At 40.9% G+C, this 15,102-nt stretch carries 14 protein-coding genes; 5 read left to right on the forward strand and 9 right to left on the reverse strand.

Translation table 11 applies throughout. The features are described from left to right. Positions 1-14 precede the first annotated feature (14 nt). Entirely contained in the window at positions 15-1,730 is a 1,716-nt protein-coding gene (gene acsA, locus KH400_RS01225; RefSeq protein ID WP_217221351.1) for an acetate--CoA ligase, read from the reverse strand. A gap of 179 nt (positions 1,731-1,909) precedes the next feature. Here acsA and KH400_RS01230 point away from each other — a divergent pair, with 179 nt between their 5' ends. From KH400_RS01230 to KH400_RS01240, 3 genes are all read left to right on the forward strand, one after another. After that, entirely contained in the window at positions 1,910-2,542 is a 633-nt protein-coding gene (locus KH400_RS01230) for a GNAT family N-acetyltransferase (RefSeq protein ID WP_217221352.1), read from the forward strand. An 88-nt stretch (positions 2,543-2,630) separates the two neighbouring features. Next, positions 2,631-3,275, forward strand: coding sequence for an acetoin utilization AcuB family protein (locus KH400_RS01235; protein ID WP_217221353.1), 645 nt, complete (start codon positions 2,631-2,633; stop codon positions 3,273-3,275). Then, positions 3,272-4,438 (forward strand): acetoin utilization protein AcuC, encoded by a 1,167-nt coding sequence (locus KH400_RS01240; RefSeq protein WP_217221354.1) that lies wholly within the window; start codon positions 3,272-3,274, stop codon positions 4,436-4,438. The genes KH400_RS01235 and KH400_RS01240 overlap by 4 nt, the downstream gene beginning before the upstream one ends. Before the next feature lie 64 nt (positions 4,439-4,502). On the opposite strand, the gene KH400_RS01245 is transcribed toward KH400_RS01240, so the two are convergent. The 5 genes from KH400_RS01245 to KH400_RS01265 all read right to left on the reverse strand — a co-directional run bounded on the left by KH400_RS01245 (position 4,503) and on the right by KH400_RS01265 (position 9,563). Continuing rightward, positions 4,503-5,195 carry a 5'-methylthioadenosine/adenosylhomocysteine nucleosidase gene (locus KH400_RS01245; protein WP_217221355.1) on the reverse strand — a complete coding sequence of 231 codons (693 nt, stop codon included), beginning with the start codon at positions 5,193-5,195 and terminating at the stop codon, positions 4,503-4,505. Between the two features lie 143 nt (positions 5,196-5,338). After that, positions 5,339-6,079, reverse strand: a complete 741-nt coding sequence (gene motS / locus KH400_RS01250; RefSeq protein ID WP_217221356.1) for a flagellar motor protein MotS — start codon at positions 6,077-6,079, stop codon at positions 5,339-5,341. Further along, positions 6,069-6,878, reverse strand: a complete 810-nt coding sequence (gene motP, locus KH400_RS01255; RefSeq protein ID WP_217221357.1) for a flagellar motor protein MotP — start codon at positions 6,876-6,878, stop codon at positions 6,069-6,071. Before motP ends, motS begins: the two co-directional genes overlap by 11 nt. Positions 6,879-6,943: 65 nt before the next feature. Then, entirely contained in the window at positions 6,944-7,945 is a 1,002-nt protein-coding gene (ccpA, locus tag KH400_RS01260) for a catabolite control protein A (RefSeq protein ID WP_217221358.1), read from the reverse strand. A gap of 541 nt (positions 7,946-8,486) precedes the next feature. After that, a complete protein-coding gene (locus KH400_RS01265; RefSeq protein ID WP_217221359.1) occupies positions 8,487-9,563 on the reverse strand; it encodes a bifunctional 3-deoxy-7-phosphoheptulonate synthase/chorismate mutase in 1,077 nt (358 codons plus the stop codon). 200 nt (positions 9,564-9,763) lie between these two features. Here KH400_RS01265 and KH400_RS01270 point away from each other — a divergent pair, with 200 nt between their 5' ends. Next, positions 9,764-11,938 carry a cell division protein FtsA gene (locus tag KH400_RS01270; RefSeq protein WP_217221360.1) on the forward strand — a complete coding sequence of 725 codons (2,175 nt, stop codon included), beginning with the start codon at positions 9,764-9,766 and terminating at the stop codon, positions 11,936-11,938. Between the two features lie 173 nt (positions 11,939-12,111). Here the strand turns inward: KH400_RS01270 and ytxJ are convergent, their stop codons facing one another. From ytxJ to KH400_RS01285, 3 genes are read right to left on the reverse strand one after another with little or no spacing between them, the layout of a single operon-like run. Next, positions 12,112-12,441 carry a bacillithiol system redox-active protein YtxJ gene (gene ytxJ, locus KH400_RS01275; RefSeq protein ID WP_217221361.1) on the reverse strand — a complete coding sequence of 110 codons (330 nt, stop codon included), beginning with the start codon at positions 12,439-12,441 and terminating at the stop codon, positions 12,112-12,114. A gap of 26 nt (positions 12,442-12,467) precedes the next feature. Next, the gene (locus tag KH400_RS01280; RefSeq protein ID WP_217221362.1) at positions 12,468-12,884 is read right to left on the reverse strand and encodes a YtxH domain-containing protein; all 417 of its coding nucleotides are present in this window, start codon (positions 12,882-12,884) and stop codon (positions 12,468-12,470) included. Next, the gene (locus tag KH400_RS01285; protein ID WP_217221363.1) at positions 12,884-13,324 is read right to left on the reverse strand and encodes a DUF948 domain-containing protein; all 441 of its coding nucleotides are present in this window, start codon (positions 13,322-13,324) and stop codon (positions 12,884-12,886) included. The genes KH400_RS01280 and KH400_RS01285 overlap by 1 nt, the downstream gene beginning before the upstream one ends. Positions 13,325-13,546: 222 nt before the next feature. On the opposite strand from KH400_RS01285, the gene KH400_RS01290 reads away from it, so the two are divergent. Then, positions 13,547-14,662, forward strand: coding sequence for an aminopeptidase (locus tag KH400_RS01290; RefSeq protein WP_217221364.1), 1,116 nt, complete (start codon positions 13,547-13,549; stop codon positions 14,660-14,662). The last annotated feature ends 440 nt before the right edge of the window (positions 14,663-15,102 follow it).

The raw sequence follows: 15,102 nt of genomic DNA on the forward strand, positions 1-15,102 counted from the left end.
TCTTATATCTTATATTAGTCTTCCATTGTTGATAAATCACCTGTTGGTAAATCAAGTTCCCAAGCTTTTAAGACACGTCTCATAATCTTACCGCTTCGAGTTTTTGGAAGCTTATCACGGAACTCCATTTCACGTGGAGCGGCATGAGCAGCTAAGCCTTTTTTAACAAAGTTTCTAATGTCTTCTTTTAATTCATCTGTTACTTCGTAGCCTTCACGAAGGGCAACGAACGCTTTAATAATTTCACCACGAACTGGGTCTGGCTTACCGATAACCCCTGCTTCTGCTACGGCTGGGTGTTCAACAAGCTTACTTTCGACTTCAAACGGCCCAACTCGTTCCCCAGAAGTCATGATTACATCATCAATTCGACCTTGGAACCAGAAATATCCGTCTTCATCCATATACGCAGAATCACCTGAGACGTACCAGCCATCAATTTCAAAATAGCTGTTATATTTCTCTTCATTGTTCCAAATCGTTCTCATCATTGAAGGCCAGCCTTTTTTAATTGCAAGGTTGCCCATCCGATTAGGTGGTAACTCATTGCCTTGATCATCAATGATCGCCGCTTCAACACCAGGAATTGGTTTACCCATTGATCCTGGCTTAATGTCCATACAAGGATAGTTACAAATCAATTGAGCACCTGTTTCAGTCATCCACCACGTATCATGAATACGCAGGTCAAATACTTTCTTACCCCAGCGAACGACTTCTGGGTTTAACGGTTCACCAACACTTAACATATGACGTAGTGCTGATAGATCATATTCCTTAACGAGTTCATCGCCAGCACTCATAAGCATACGGAATGCCGTCGGAGCACTATACCAAACAGACACCTTATATTTTTGTAATGTTTCATACCAATCATTAGGACTAAATCGCCCACCACGAACAACATTTGTTACCCCAGCTAGCCAAGGGCCAAAAATCCCATAGGATGTACCTGTTACCCAACCTGGATCAGCTGTGCACCAATACACATCATCTTCTTGAAGGTCTAACACCCATTTTGCAGTTTGGTAGTGTTGAACCATGGCATTATGAACATGAAGGACACCCTTTGGTCTTCCAGTTGAACCAGACGTGTAATGTAAGATTAAGCCATCTTCGCGATCAACCCACTCGATTTCAAGCTCCGTGCTTGCTTCATTCATTTTCTTATTGAAGTCAATAAAAGTATCAGTCTCTTCAACATTATCGCCAATAATGAGGACTTGTTTTAAGTTTGGTAAGTCATCAACTGGTACACGTTCAACTAATTCAGGAGTCGTAATTAATACTTTTGCACCACTATCTTCTAAACGATCACGCACGGCTCCTTCCATAAATGCTTCAAATAATGGACCAACGATCGCCCCTACCTTGATCGTCCCTAGAACAGAGAAGTATAACTCTGGTGAACGTGGCATAAAAATAAAGACACGATCTCCTTTTTCTACCCCTAAATCACGTAAAACGTTACCTGCACGATTGGAATTCTCCATCATTTGCTTGTACGTATAATTTTCTTCTCTCGTTGCGTCGCTATATGCTAGCGCCACCTTATCTTTGTTTGCCGATTCGGCATGGCGATCAATCGCCTCATAAGCCATGTTGACCTTCCCTGTTTGGCTCCATGAGAATTGCTTTTCTGCCTCTTCCCATTTAAATGTTTTTACAGCCTCGTCATAGCTTTTTAGGTTATTATTTCCTGTTACAGTTGGAAGCGTTTCCATTTTCATTTCACATCTTCCTCTCTTATGTATTGGTTTCATATTTATTATAGTATATTTGGAATTTTTATTCAATTTAAAATTCAAAGATAACAAGTTTGTGTCTAAAATGAATTCCTATAACAATCGACTATCCAATCATGTATAATGAAGTTGGTAACAGTTTTATGCACAAAGGTGGTAAATGAATGGACCATATAAAAACCTACTATTCATCGGAATTATCTTTCGGTGATCGAACTCTTATCCTTGAAGGCCCCTTAAGTGGCCAACAAATTAATGACTTAGATTTTCATGAAGGTCTTATTGCCTTTCGCAGCCCTGAAAGACAAAAAGAAGCGTTAATCTCAATTGCTGACCTCCCCGAAGGTCGAATTAATGTCGCACGTGACGGTAATATGATTATCGGTTACGTTACCTTTGTCTATCCCGACCCGATGGAACGATGGTCAGAGGGAAACATGGAAAATTTAATTGAACTTGGTGCTGTTGAAGTAGCTGCCGAGTACCGTGGTGCTCAAGTTGGTAAAAACTTATTACGTCTCTCGATGAGGGATGATGCGATGGAAGATTACATCATTATAACGACTGAATATTACTGGCACTGGGATTTAAAAGGGAGTGAACTATCCGTTTGGGATTATCGTAAAGTGATGGAAAAGATGATGAATGCTGGCGGACTTGTTTGGTATGCTACCGATGACCCAGAAATCTGCTCACACCCTGCCAATTGTTTAATGGTACGAATCGGGAAACGTGTGGATATGGAGTCCATTGAGAGGTTTGATCGCCTTCGCTTTAATAACCGTTTTATGTACTAAATGTTACACAAACAGCTTCATACTTAAATCATTGCAACCTAAAAAGGTTTCAAAACAACCTCTATTTTTCTAAGGAGTGTGACTTAACGTGATTATTGAAGAAATCATGCACACGGATGTTGTAACCCTTACTGAAGATGCAACGATCAAAACAGCAATTAAAATGCTTGAAGAAAACCGCATTCGTCACATTCCAGTGATTGACGAAAACAATCATCTCATTGGAATTGTCACAGACCGTGACATTCGCGATGCGAAGCCTTCTATTTTTCATTCAGATGAACATAAGGAAGATTTATTAAAGCCGATCTCCACGATTATGGAGCGAGACGTATTCACAGCACACCCTCTAGACTTTGTTGAGGAAGTCTCTGCCATCTTCTATGAGCATAATATTGGCTGTCTACCGATCGTTGAGGATGACAAATTGATTGGAATTATAACTGAAACAGATATCTTTCATACGTTAGTCAAGCTGATGGGAGCTCATCAACCAAGCTCACATATTGAAGTTCAAGTCGAAAACATTACAGGTAAACTTTCAGAAATTGCGGCGATTTTCAAAAAGAGAAAGGTTAATATTACGAGTGTCCTTGTCTATCCTTGTAAAGATATCCAATATAAAACACTTGTCTTCCGTGTTCAAACGATGGATCCTCGTGCAATTATTGCTGATATCGAAAAAGAGGGCTACAAAGTACTTTGGCCAAATATGCCGGGAGTGATTGAATGAAAGAAGCTATTTTTGTCTATTCCCAAGACCAACTATCCTATAAATTTAATGATGATCACCCGTTCAATCATCTGCGTCTGAACTTAACCTATGATTTACTCCAGGACCTTCACGCCCTTCAGGAGTCACAAATTGTGGCTCCCCGTATCGCAAGTGATAATGAAATCGCTTTAATTCATGATAAACAGTTTATTGAAGCTGTAAAAGCCGCTGGGAAAGGGCGCTTAAGTCCTGGGATTGCCGCTAATTATGGATTAGGGACAGAAGATACACCCATGTTTGCAAATATGCATGAAGCAGCAGCCCTACTCGTCGGTGGAACATTAACAGCGGTTGATCAAGTGATGGAAAAGAAAGCTCAACATGCAATCAACCTCGGAGGTGGACTACATCACGGCTTTCGCGGTAGAGCAAGTGGCTTTTGTATTTATAATGACAGTTCGATTGCGATTGAATATATGAGAAAAAAATACGATGCAAGAGTCTTATATATTGATACTGATGCACATCATGGAGATGGCGTGCAATGGGCGTTCTATGATGATCCAAACGTCTGTACATTATCAATTCATGAAACGGGACGATACTTATTTCCGGGAACTGGACATGTTAATGAAAAAGGATCTGGTAAAGGTTTCGGATTTTCAATTAATATACCGGTTGATGCGTTTACAGAAGATGAGTCCTTTCTAGAAGTCTATAAAACATCAGTTCGTGAAGTGATTGAGTTTTTTAAACCAGATGTCCTGCTCACGCAAAATGGTGTTGACTCACATTACTATGATCCGCTTACACATTTGTCAGCAACGATCGATATTTATAAAGAAATACCAAAGCTCGCTCATGAACTTGCCCACGAATATTGTGATGGCCGTTGGATCGCTGTTGGTGGTGGCGGTTATGATATGTGGCGAGTCGTACCAAGGGCATGGGCAATGATTTGGCTAGAAATGATTAATAAACGTGAACTTGTCACTGGAGACTTACCCCTCTCTTGGGTTGATTATTGGCAAAAAGAGGCGCCTGTTCAATTACCAACAACATGGTCAGACCCTGACAACCTCTATCCACCTATTCCAAGAAAGCAAGAAATCACTGAAAAAAATTACAAAACACTTGAAAAGGCATTATTTCATATCCGTAATGAAATGAAGATGAAATAAAACTTAGAGCTAGCAGAGTTCACTGCTAGCTCTAAGTTTCTGAATCTTACTAACGTTTCTAATTCTAGATATGTTCAATCATTTGCTTCACAATTGAAAATGACTGTTTAGCCGCATGTGTCGTAAATGTTGAAAAGTTTACTGTTGCTTCACCATTTGCTTTATCGGACATTGATCGGATGATGACAAACGGGATATGATTCATCATTGCTACATGAGCTACAGCTGCCCCTTCCATTTCAACACACTTTGCATCAAATTCCTTGCGCAACTGTTCTACATGTTTGCGATCAGCAATAAATTGATCCCCGCTCACCATTCGCCCTTTTACCACAGCTCCCTCTAATGCTTCAGCAGCTCGATATGCAGCATCTACTAGATTTTGATCAGCTTGAAAATCAGAGGAATAAGCAAACATCGGCACTTCCCCTCGTTTAAACCCAAGCGGACTTGCATCTAAATCATGCTGAATCGCGGAGGTGGAAATTACAATATCACCAATCTCTAATTGTGGATCAAGTGCCCCAGCTACACCAGTAAAAATCAAACAATCCACAGCAAACACATCATGTAGGACTTGTGTTGTTACTGAAGCATTGACTTTTCCGACACCAGATTTACATAGCACCACTTGTCGTCCAGCAAACTGTCCTTCATAAAAGGTAATTGTGGCATGTACACGTTCACTTTCAACTGTCATCTCTCTTTGAATGAAATCAATTTCCTCATCCATTGCCCCGATGATTCCTATCTTCATTTCTAACACCTCATCTCTTAACGCATCACTATATGTCATGCTCGTCGGGTCATTGCCGCTTCTTGAATGCTTTTAGTAGGCCCTAAGCCCGTGTTACCTACTTCTCCCTCCTCATCACAAAACCCCGAGGGCACTCCTCAGGGTTAGTACAAATCAGCATCATCATAGGTGGGGTCGGAGATCACAATGACGACACGACGATTTAATTGTAAGTTTTCTACCGTAGTATTTGGTACAACTGGTCTTGTATCCCCATAACCAGTCGCAATAAAGCGCTGTGGGTTAAGTGCATGGTTATCGATCAAATAACGAATCACACTACTTGCCCGAGCACCAGATAGCTCCCAATTGGAAGGATAACGATACGTAGCAATCGGACGACTATCTGTATGTCCTTCAACCTTTACCATATTTGGGATCGCTGTAAGCAACACACCAACCTTATCTAAAAACGGCTCTGCCGTTGCTAGAACCTCTGCTTCAGCAGTTTCAAATAACGTTTGCTCTTGTAGGACAAGAACAACACCGCGGTCATCTCTCGTTGCGGAAATATGGTCTGTGAGATCGTTGGCATCAATGAATTGTTGAACCTCTTCATGTAGCTCATCCATGATCATGTCATCTCTGTCGTCGATGTAATCATCCTCAAAAGGGTCAACCATTCCACTGCTTTCGTCTGGATGATCAAACTCAATCGCTGACGGAAAATAATCAAAAATTTGTCGTTGCTGAAACGACTCTGAAATCGCCCTAAACCGTTCTGCATCAACGACTGACATTGAAAATAACAAAATAAAGAAAACGAGAATTAATGTCATTAAGTCCGAGAACGTCACCATCCATTTCGGTGCACCTTGATCAACCTTGCGACGTCTACGCTTCATCTGAAACAGCCTCTGCTTCATCTTTGTTCGCTTGTTTCGTTCTCGGGTTAAAAGCACTCAACTTTTCTTGAAGAATTTTTGGGTTTTGACCTGATTGCACACCAATGACGCCTTCAATAACTACTTGCTTCATAAACACTTCGTCTTCGGTTTTATTTTCTAATTTACTTGCCATCGGTAAAAAGACAAGATTAGCAATCACCGTTCCGTATAACGTTGTTAATAACGCTAATGCCATATTAGGCCCGAGTGTAGATGGGTCATTTAAATTCTGAAGCATCAAGACTAACCCAATTAACGTACCTATCATTCCCCATGCTGGTGCATATTCACCAGCTTTTTGGATGATGAGTCTCCCTTTATTATGACGCTCTTCCATCGCTACCACTTCAGCCATCATAATATCCTTAATGACATCTGGTTCAATTCCATCAACTGCTAAGAGTACACCTTTTTTTATGAATGGATCCTCAACATCTTCTAATCCAGCCTCTAAGGCTAATAACCCTTCACGCCGAGCTTTTCCTGACAGTTCAACAAACGTATTGATGAGCTCATCTAAGTCATACTCTTCGTGTTGGAATCCTTCGCGAATCACTTTAGGAACGAGTTTTAGTTCTACCATTGAAAAATTAATTAATAACGCTGCAGCTAAACCACCTAGCACAATCATAATTGATGACACCTGAATAAAAGCAGCGAGGCCACCGTCTTCACTGCTTGAAAAATAGACAGCAAAAAGGATTACCGTGACCCCAACAAAAATCCCAACCGGTGTTAATATATCAAATTTCTTCATATTCCTCTCCCTAACTACTGACGCCGTCTCTTCTGCTTGCGACGTTTTCTATCGAGCGATTGCGATTATGTAGATGTCGAATTACGGAACTCAATACGATGTGGCAAGACAACGATGTGCTCGCTAACCTCTTCTTTGTTCATATACTTCGTTAATAATCTCATCGAAACTGCTCCAATGTCGTACATAGGTTGTACAACGGTTGTTAGTGTCGGGCGAACCATCGTTGCCAAACGTGTATTATCAAACCCTATCACTTCAATATCTTTTGGAACATTGTATTTAAGGTCTTGGGCACCATGAATGACGCCTAAAGCCATTTCATCGGTGGCTGCAAAAATTGCCGTTGGTTTGTCTTCAATCTCCAAGAATGACTGGAACGCTTCTCTTCCTGAATCATACGTATAATCGCCAATCACAATGTTTTCTTCTTTAAATGTCAACCCATTTTCTTCCAGCGCTTCGCGATAACCAATGAATTTTTGATAGCCGTTCACAGGATCTTCTAATGATCCAGACACCATTCCAATGTTTTTATGACCTTCCTTAATTAAATGAGAAATTGCATCATAGACTGCTTGTCTATAATCAATATTGACCGACGGAAACTCACGATCTTCATCTAGGGTAGCTGCAAGCACCACAGGAACAGGAGAGCGTTTAAACTGTTCTGCATGTTCAGGAGTAATCTCTCCACCCATAAATACAATTCCATCCACTTGCTTTTCTAACAGTGTATTAATGAGATGGATTTCTTTTTCTTTGTTTTGATCGGAGTTACAAAGAATAATATTATATTTATACATCGTTGCGATATCTTCAATCCCTCGTGCTAATTCAGCAAAGAAAATACTCGATATATCAGGGATAATTACTCCGACAGTTGTCGTACGCTTACTAGCTAATCCGCGTGCAACCGCATTAGGACGGTACCCTAGCCGTTCAATCGCTTCTAGTACCTTTTTTCTCGTCGCTGGTTTAACATTTGGGTTACCATTCACGACACGAGAAACCGTCGCCATTGATACGCCAGCCTCTCTTGCTACATCATAAATTGTTGTATTCAACTCTGATCCTCCTCTATTTTACCTATCACTAGTCAGACTTAGTTAATGTATAGTTATCATATTATACATTCAGGAGGTCCGCAATCTCTTTCCATTGGTTATATCGACTAGTCGTCGATTTTTTTTAATCAGTAATAGGTATTTTCAGCAAAACATTTTTGTCATTTACGCATTTTATTGGAGACTGAGGGTTATTATTGTTATATTAGTTTATTTTTTCCCCCATCGACAGAAAACTATACCGCCCCTTTTCCACTTCACCAAACTCACTTCTCCACCTCAGTGTATTTACCCTCATATTTCAATCTAAGGCGGTGCGAGTAAGCGCACTTCTCTGATTTTTCTTCCATGTTCGCGCACTCCGCCCCTTGACGCTCCTCCGAACAAACTTCTCCTACTTCAGTGAATTCTCCCTAATACTTAATCCTAAGGCGGTGCGAGTAAGTGCACTTCTCTGATTTTTCTTCCATGTTGGCGCACTCCGCCCCTTTACCACAAGAAAAACCTCCTGTCATAGCAACAGAAGGTTGATTTCATGTCATTACCCTTTATATAACCCTGAGTCTCTTAACGAACCAAGGAATGTTTCGAATTGATCAAGGTCCATTTGCTGCGCTGAATCTGAAAGAGCAACCGCAGGATCTGGATGAACTTCAGCCATAACAGCATCGGCGCCGATCGCTAGGGCAGCTTTTGCAGCTGGTAATAATAAATCTCTTCTTCCTGTAGAGTGTGTAACATCAACAAGAACTGGAAGATGTGTTTCTTGCTTTAAGATCGGTACAGCAGAAATATCTAATGTATTTCGTGTCGCTTTTTCATACGTACGAATACCACGCTCACATAACATAATTTGTCCGTTACCTTTAGAGATGATATATTCAGCTGCATTAATGAATTCTTCAATTGTCGCAGATAAACCACGCTTCAATAATACTGGCTTATTAACTGATCCCGCAGCTTTTAACAATTCAAAGTTTTGCATGTTACGTGCGCCAATTTGGATGACATCGATGTAATCAACGGCTGTTTCAATGTCTTGTGGGCTAACAATCTCACTGATAACCGCCATATCATATTCTTCAGCAACACGCTTTAAAATTTGTAAACCTTCAACCCCTAGGCCTTGGAAGTCATATGGTGATGTACGCGGCTTAAATGCACCACCACGTAAAAACTTCAAGCCTTGTTTTTTCATTGCCTCAGCGACAGCAGCAACTTGTTCATAGCTTTCAACTGAACATGGTCCAGTAATCAAACGTTGCTGTCCATCACCGATCGTTTCGCCTTTAAGGTTAATAACTGTATCTTCTGGATGTTTTTTACGAGATACGAGTAAAGCTTTACGGTTATCATCCTCTTGTAGTTCAAGACTTGCTTTGAAAATTTGTTTAAACAAATGCTGTAATGTTGATGTTTCGAACGGGCCTTCGTTCTTTGCTGCGATTAAATCGAGCATTTTTCGTTCACGAACAGGATCAAAACGATTCACACCTTGCTTGCTTTTCACTTGGCCAATTTCTTGAACTAAGCTTGCACGTTCATTGATTAGCTCTAATAATTTTAAGTTCACATCATCTAATTGGTTTCTTAACGCATCTAATTGCTCGTTACTCATTCTCTCCCACTCCTCTTCTGTGTTTCAAAGATTCGAAATTTATGGTACATTTCTAATGATTAGGGATAATTATAAACGAAATCTTCTAAAATGTCACGAATTATTTCTTTATTAATTAAACGCTTTTAAGCACTAAAGTATTTTAGGCGTTTTATTCGTGACTGTAATCGAACTATTTATGGAAAAGAAGGTGTCAAACCATGACCACAGATTCACCCTCACCGGTGTTTGCCTTAGATATTGGAACACGCTCCGTTGTTGGGTTACTGCTTCACCAACATAAACAAAAATATGAAGTCATTGATATTGAAATGATGGAACATGAAGAACGCTCAATGATGGATGGACAAATCCATCATGTTCTGGCTGTCTCAAAAGTGATATCCGAAGTAAAGGAGCGGTTAGAAAACAAACACGGTCCTTTAAAGAGCGTATGCGTCGCTGCTGCCGGTCGTTCCTTGAAAACGAAGCGGGCACACGTCGAAATAGATATATCTCGTAAAGGGAACGTTGACGAACAAGATATTCTTCACCTAGAGTTAAGCGCCGTACAGCAAGCACAATATGATCTTGCACAAGAGTTTCAAGACGAAAAAAGCATCAATTATTATTGTGTCGGTTATTCGGTGTTAACTTATCAACTAGATGGTGAAACGATTGGCAGTCTCATTGATCAAGCCGGAAAAACAGCTGCGGTTGAAGTTATTGCGACCTTTCTTCCTAAGGTTGTTGTCGAATCACTCTTAGCCGCTCTCACCCGTGCGAACCTTGAACTTGAGGCACTAACCCTTGAGCCCATCGCAGCGATCAATGTATTAATCCCACCATCGATGCGCAGACTGAATGTTGCTCTAGTTGATATCGGTGCCGGAACGTCAGATATAGCCATAACAGATGAGAACACAGTGACTGCCTATGGCATGGTTCCTATTGCTGGTGATGAAGTAACAGAGGCAATCAGTGACGAGTTCTTACTCGATTTCCCTGATGCTGAACAAGTTAAAAGGCAGCTGGCGACAAAGGAGGAAGTTGTATTAACCGATATTTTAGGGTTTGAAACGACATACAAGCGTGACGATGTCCTTCGTCCGATCAATGAAACGATCGAGAAGTTAGCAAAGGCAATTACAGATGAAATTCTTTCTTTAAACAAACGAACACCAAAAGCCGTTATGCTTGTTGGCGGCGGTAGTATGACACCAAATCTAGCGAAGTCGATTGCTAGACTATTACAGCTACCAGATAACCGTGTCGCCATCCGTGGCATTGATGCAATCAAATCATTAACATTGTCCGATTCCATTCACCCTGGGCCTGAACTCGTGACACCCATTGGAATCGCGATTGCTTCAAAAGAACACCCGATTGAATATATTAGTGTCGACGTAAACGAAAACCCATTACGTTTATTTGATGTCAAACAACTAACAATTGGAGATGCCTTGCTTGCAGCTGGTATTGAAGTGTCTAAGCTTTATGGGAAGCCTGGGATGGCGATGGTTGTGACTATTGATGAGCGTCTGATTACGGTACCAGGTGAGCACGGAAAGCCTCCTCAGCTTGAAAAAAATGGCTCTCCTGCACGTTTAGATGAGCCAATTGAAGCTAATGATCAGATTCGTGTATACAAAGGTGAAGATGGACGCGACGCCGAGGCAACAATTGCAGACCTGATCGGTGAATGTCCGCAAATGTCGTTCTCATTAAATGGCGAGCCCGTACAAATCGCAGCAGAAATTCGTAAAAACGGCCAAACCGTATCTAGTGAGACATCACTATCGGACCGCGATGAAGTGACCATACACATGCCAAAGACCATCGCTGACCTATTTACTTATCAAAAAAGAACAAGCGAGCTTGAGCGTTTACAGCCACTCTCGATTGTTCTCAATAACAAAACAGTTCACTTTTCAAACCATACAGCAGAGATTATACGAAATGGGGCAACAGCAAGTCTCGAATCTCTAATTAGAAATGGAGACACCCTCGAGGTTCGACCTAGTCAACAATCCGCACTAACCGTCAAAGACTTGTGTGAACGCGAGAACATTGAGTTACACTCATCCATAACGGTATTTTTTAACGGTAACCCGATTACGCTCACAAAAGAAACAGTTGAAATGAAACGGGGGGAAACCGTGCTTGAAGAACAGTCAACATTAGTAAATGGCGACGTCCTGACACTTAGCTCTATTGAGCATGAGCCATTTATCTTTCAAGATGTGTTTCGCGAGATAGAGATCGATCTCACACATCAGCCTCATCAGAAAGTGGTGATCACAAAAAACGGTGACGACACAGATTTTTCTGCACCAATACAAACCGGTGATAAATTAGAAGTTAGATTCGTTTCAACAGTACGTGAAGATGGGTAAAAAAGGATCCGTTTACTACACGAATTCGAACTTAACGCCTTATTTACTATTTTTGTAGCTTATAACGGAACTAGGGCTTACACCCCCATCCTTCAACATAATAAGAGGCCAAATCATCCACGATTTGGCCTCTTACTCGTATGTGCTACTATACAAAACAGCTCTATACTTGGCTATTTACTCCACAGCTCTTGTAAAGTCGCATACGTAACATCCCAATGAGATTTGTCATAAGCGACGTTCTGATCAACAAATAGCAATGCTTGCGGTGATTCATGTTTGATTTCAAACTCATCAGCAATTTGATTTGATAATGGTCGAGCCTCTTGAACATTTAAATAATAAAAGTCGGTGTCTTGATTGTCTTCAGCAAAATTTTGAAACTCCTCAAATGCGTTCTCACTAATCGGACAAGTCGTACTGTTTTTTAATAAAAATACCTTTTGCTGACTTTTAAGTACTTCTGAAAATGCATCATATGTGTCTACTTTTTTTAATGCCATCGTCTCTCTCCCTTTCTTTAAATCATTTATTGACGCTTATCGTTTTCTTCAGTGATCGATTGATGTAATTGTTCCACTTCTTTTCTTACGTTGTCAGCAATGTCCTCATTCGTATCTTTTATATCATCAGTAAGATCGCCAACAAGCTCATCTGCTGACTGCCTCATGTCTTCAACATCTCTTTTTACATTTGCAGATACTTCTTTCACTTTATCAACCATTTCATTTGATTGATCAGTAACCGTCTGTACTAGTTCAGACGATTTGTCCTTTGCGGATGATGCAAATGTATTCCCTTTTTCATATACAAGTTGAGCACCTTCATTAAGATCTTCACGTAACTCTTTTCCTGACTTAGGTGCAAGTAAAAGTGCTGCTGATGCTCCAGCAATGCCTCCAATTAACGTTCCAATCATAAAATCTTTCGTATTGATTTGACCCATTACTTTTCCTCCTTGTTCGTATTTTCATATTGTTGTTTCGTAACTTTCCACTTTCGATATAAATCAATCGCTACATTTCCCCATTGGACCGCTTGACCAATCTGCTCAGATTGTCGTTCAGCCTGCTTGGAAACATTTTCTGAAACATTCCGAACGGAGCGATTGACTCCTTGTAATGAATCCCCTAAATCCTTCACAGATACAAAGACCGAATTTAACGATTCTGATTTATGTTGGATGTCTTCAGCTAGGCGATTCGATTTATGTAATAGCTGTTCCGTTTCTTTCGTCACTCCATTTAATTGCTTTTCTAAACTACTCATCGTGTTCGCCACGTTATCAAGCGTTCTTGTCGCAGCTCGTAGGGTTCGTGTCAAATAAATCACAAGAACTGCAAACGCGATGGCGATAATCAAAACACTGATGTAAATAAACTCCACCTTTCGTTCCACCTCCTTTTTTGTGAACGCTCTCTTCTATTTCATTCACTCAATTTCTCATTATTAAACATAAACATGTTCAAGCGAGGAAGAAATGACTGAAGCTTTCACGTTACCCTTTATTTTACAACAAGCTACCTAATCTTCCAATAATTATGTATGTAACTATGACAATAGCTTCTGATCAGGTAGAATAGAGAGAAAATGAAGGAGGCTATTCTTATGAGAGATCCAAGAATTGAAACATTAGCAAAAAATTTAATCCAATATTCTGTTAAACTTCAGCCTGGTGAGAATGTTTTAATTGAAAATTTTGGCCTACAAAAAGAACTTGTTACCGCCCTTGTCAATGAAGCGTATGCATCAGGTGGTTTCCCATTCACATTGTTGAAAGACCATCAGGTCGACCGTTCTATTTTACGAGGGGCAAGCGAACAGCAACTCGAAAAAATGGCCACATTTGAAGCCAATGTGATGCGTGAAATGGATGCCTATATCGGTTTACGTGCAGGCGATAACATTGCTGAACTATCCGATGTGCCAAATGACAAAATGGCCTTGCATGGGAAAACGATAGGCACAAAGGTCCATCGTGAAATCCGTGTCCCCCATACAAAATGGTGCGTTCTCCGCTATCCAAGTTCTTCAATGGCACAACTAGCGAGCATGAGCACTGAAGGTTTTGAAGACTTTTACTTTGATGTCTGTAACCTTGATTACGATAAAATGTCAAAGGCGATGGAACCGCTTGTTGAATTGATGGATAAGACTGAACGCGTTCGTATTAAAGGTGAAGGTACGGATTTGGAGTTTTCGATTAAAGATATTCCAGCGATTAAATGTGCTGGTGAAATGAATATTCCAGATGGTGAGGTTTATACAGCTCCAGTCAAAGATTCCGTCAATGGGACGATTACATACAATACACCGTCTCCTTACCAAGGATTTACGTTTGAGAAGATTTCATTTACGTTTAAGGATGGAAAGATCATTGAGGCAAGTGCGAATGACAGTGAACGACTCAATGCAATTTTAGATAGTGATGAGGGAGCACGGTTCATTGGTGAATTTGCCATTGGAGTTAACCCCCACATTCAAACACCAATGCAAGACATTCTCTTTGATGAGAAGATCGACGGCAGCTTCCACTTCACTCCGGGTCAAGCGTACGAGGATGCTTGGAACGGGAATCAATCCTCCATTCATTGGGATATCGTCATGATTCAACGTCCAGAATACGGTGGAGGTGAAATTTACTTTGATGACGTGTTAATTCGCAAAGACGGACGTTTTGTTATCCCTGAGCTTGAAGGGTTAAATCCTGAGAATTTAAAATAACCGTTTCAGTTCGTCATCAGTATCCCCCCATTCTACGATCCAAGGCGGTGCGAGTAAGCCTACTTCTCCGATTATCCTTCTTTGTTGGCGCACTCCGCTTCTTCCCTTCACTGAATACACTTCTCCTCACCAGTGTATTCACCCTCATATTTTAATCCAAGGCGGTGCGAGTAAGCCTACTTCTCTGATTACCCACCATTTGCTGGCGCACTCCGCCCCTTTACAACTTCTCTGAATACACTTCTCCTCACCAGTGTATTCACCCTCATATTTTAATCCAAGGCGGTGTGAGTAAGCCTACTTCTCTGATTACCCACCATTTGCTGGCGCACTCCGCCCCTTCCCTTCTCTGAATACACTTCTCCTCACCAGTGTATTCTCCCTCACCATTCAATCCAAGGCGGTGCGAGTAAGCCTACTTCTCTGATTACCCACCATTG

The organism is Desertibacillus haloalkaliphilus (assembly GCF_019039105.1).
Classification (GTDB): Bacteria; Bacillota; Bacilli; order Bacillales; family KJ1-10-99; genus Desertibacillus; species Desertibacillus haloalkaliphilus.

Excerpts from the sequence above, each read along its gene's own strand:
- motS (WP_217221356.1), bottom strand. The coding sequence starts at position 6,079 with ATGAAGCGTAGACGTCGCAAGGTTGATCAAGGTGCACCGAAATGGATG.
- motP (WP_217221357.1), bottom strand. The coding sequence starts at position 6,878 with ATGAAGAAATTTGATATATTAACACCGGTTGGGATTTTTGTTGGGGTC.
- KH400_RS01245 (WP_217221355.1), bottom strand. The coding sequence starts at position 5,195 with ATGAAGATAGGAATCATCGGGGCAATGGATGAGGAAATTGATTTCATT.
- KH400_RS01230 (WP_217221352.1), top strand. The coding sequence starts at position 1,910 with ATGGACCATATAAAAACCTACTATTCATCGGAATTATCTTTCGGTGAT.
- KH400_RS01290 (WP_217221364.1), top strand. The coding sequence starts at position 13,547 with ATGAGAGATCCAAGAATTGAAACATTAGCAAAAAATTTAATCCAATAT.
- KH400_RS01240 (WP_217221354.1), top strand. The coding sequence starts at position 3,272 with ATGAAAGAAGCTATTTTTGTCTATTCCCAAGACCAACTATCCTATAAA.
- KH400_RS01270 (WP_217221360.1), top strand. The coding sequence starts at position 9,764 with ATGACCACAGATTCACCCTCACCGGTGTTTGCCTTAGATATTGGAACA.
- ytxJ (WP_217221361.1), bottom strand. The coding sequence starts at position 12,441 with ATGGCATTAAAAAAAGTAGACACATATGATGCATTTTCAGAAGTACTT.
- KH400_RS01265 (WP_217221359.1), bottom strand. The coding sequence starts at position 9,563 with ATGAGTAACGAGCAATTAGATGCGTTAAGAAACCAATTAGATGATGTG.
- KH400_RS01280 (WP_217221362.1), bottom strand. The coding sequence starts at position 12,884 with ATGGGTCAAATCAATACGAAAGATTTTATGATTGGAACGTTAATTGGA.
- acsA (WP_217221351.1), bottom strand. The coding sequence starts at position 1,730 with ATGAAAATGGAAACGCTTCCAACTGTAACAGGAAATAATAACCTAAAA.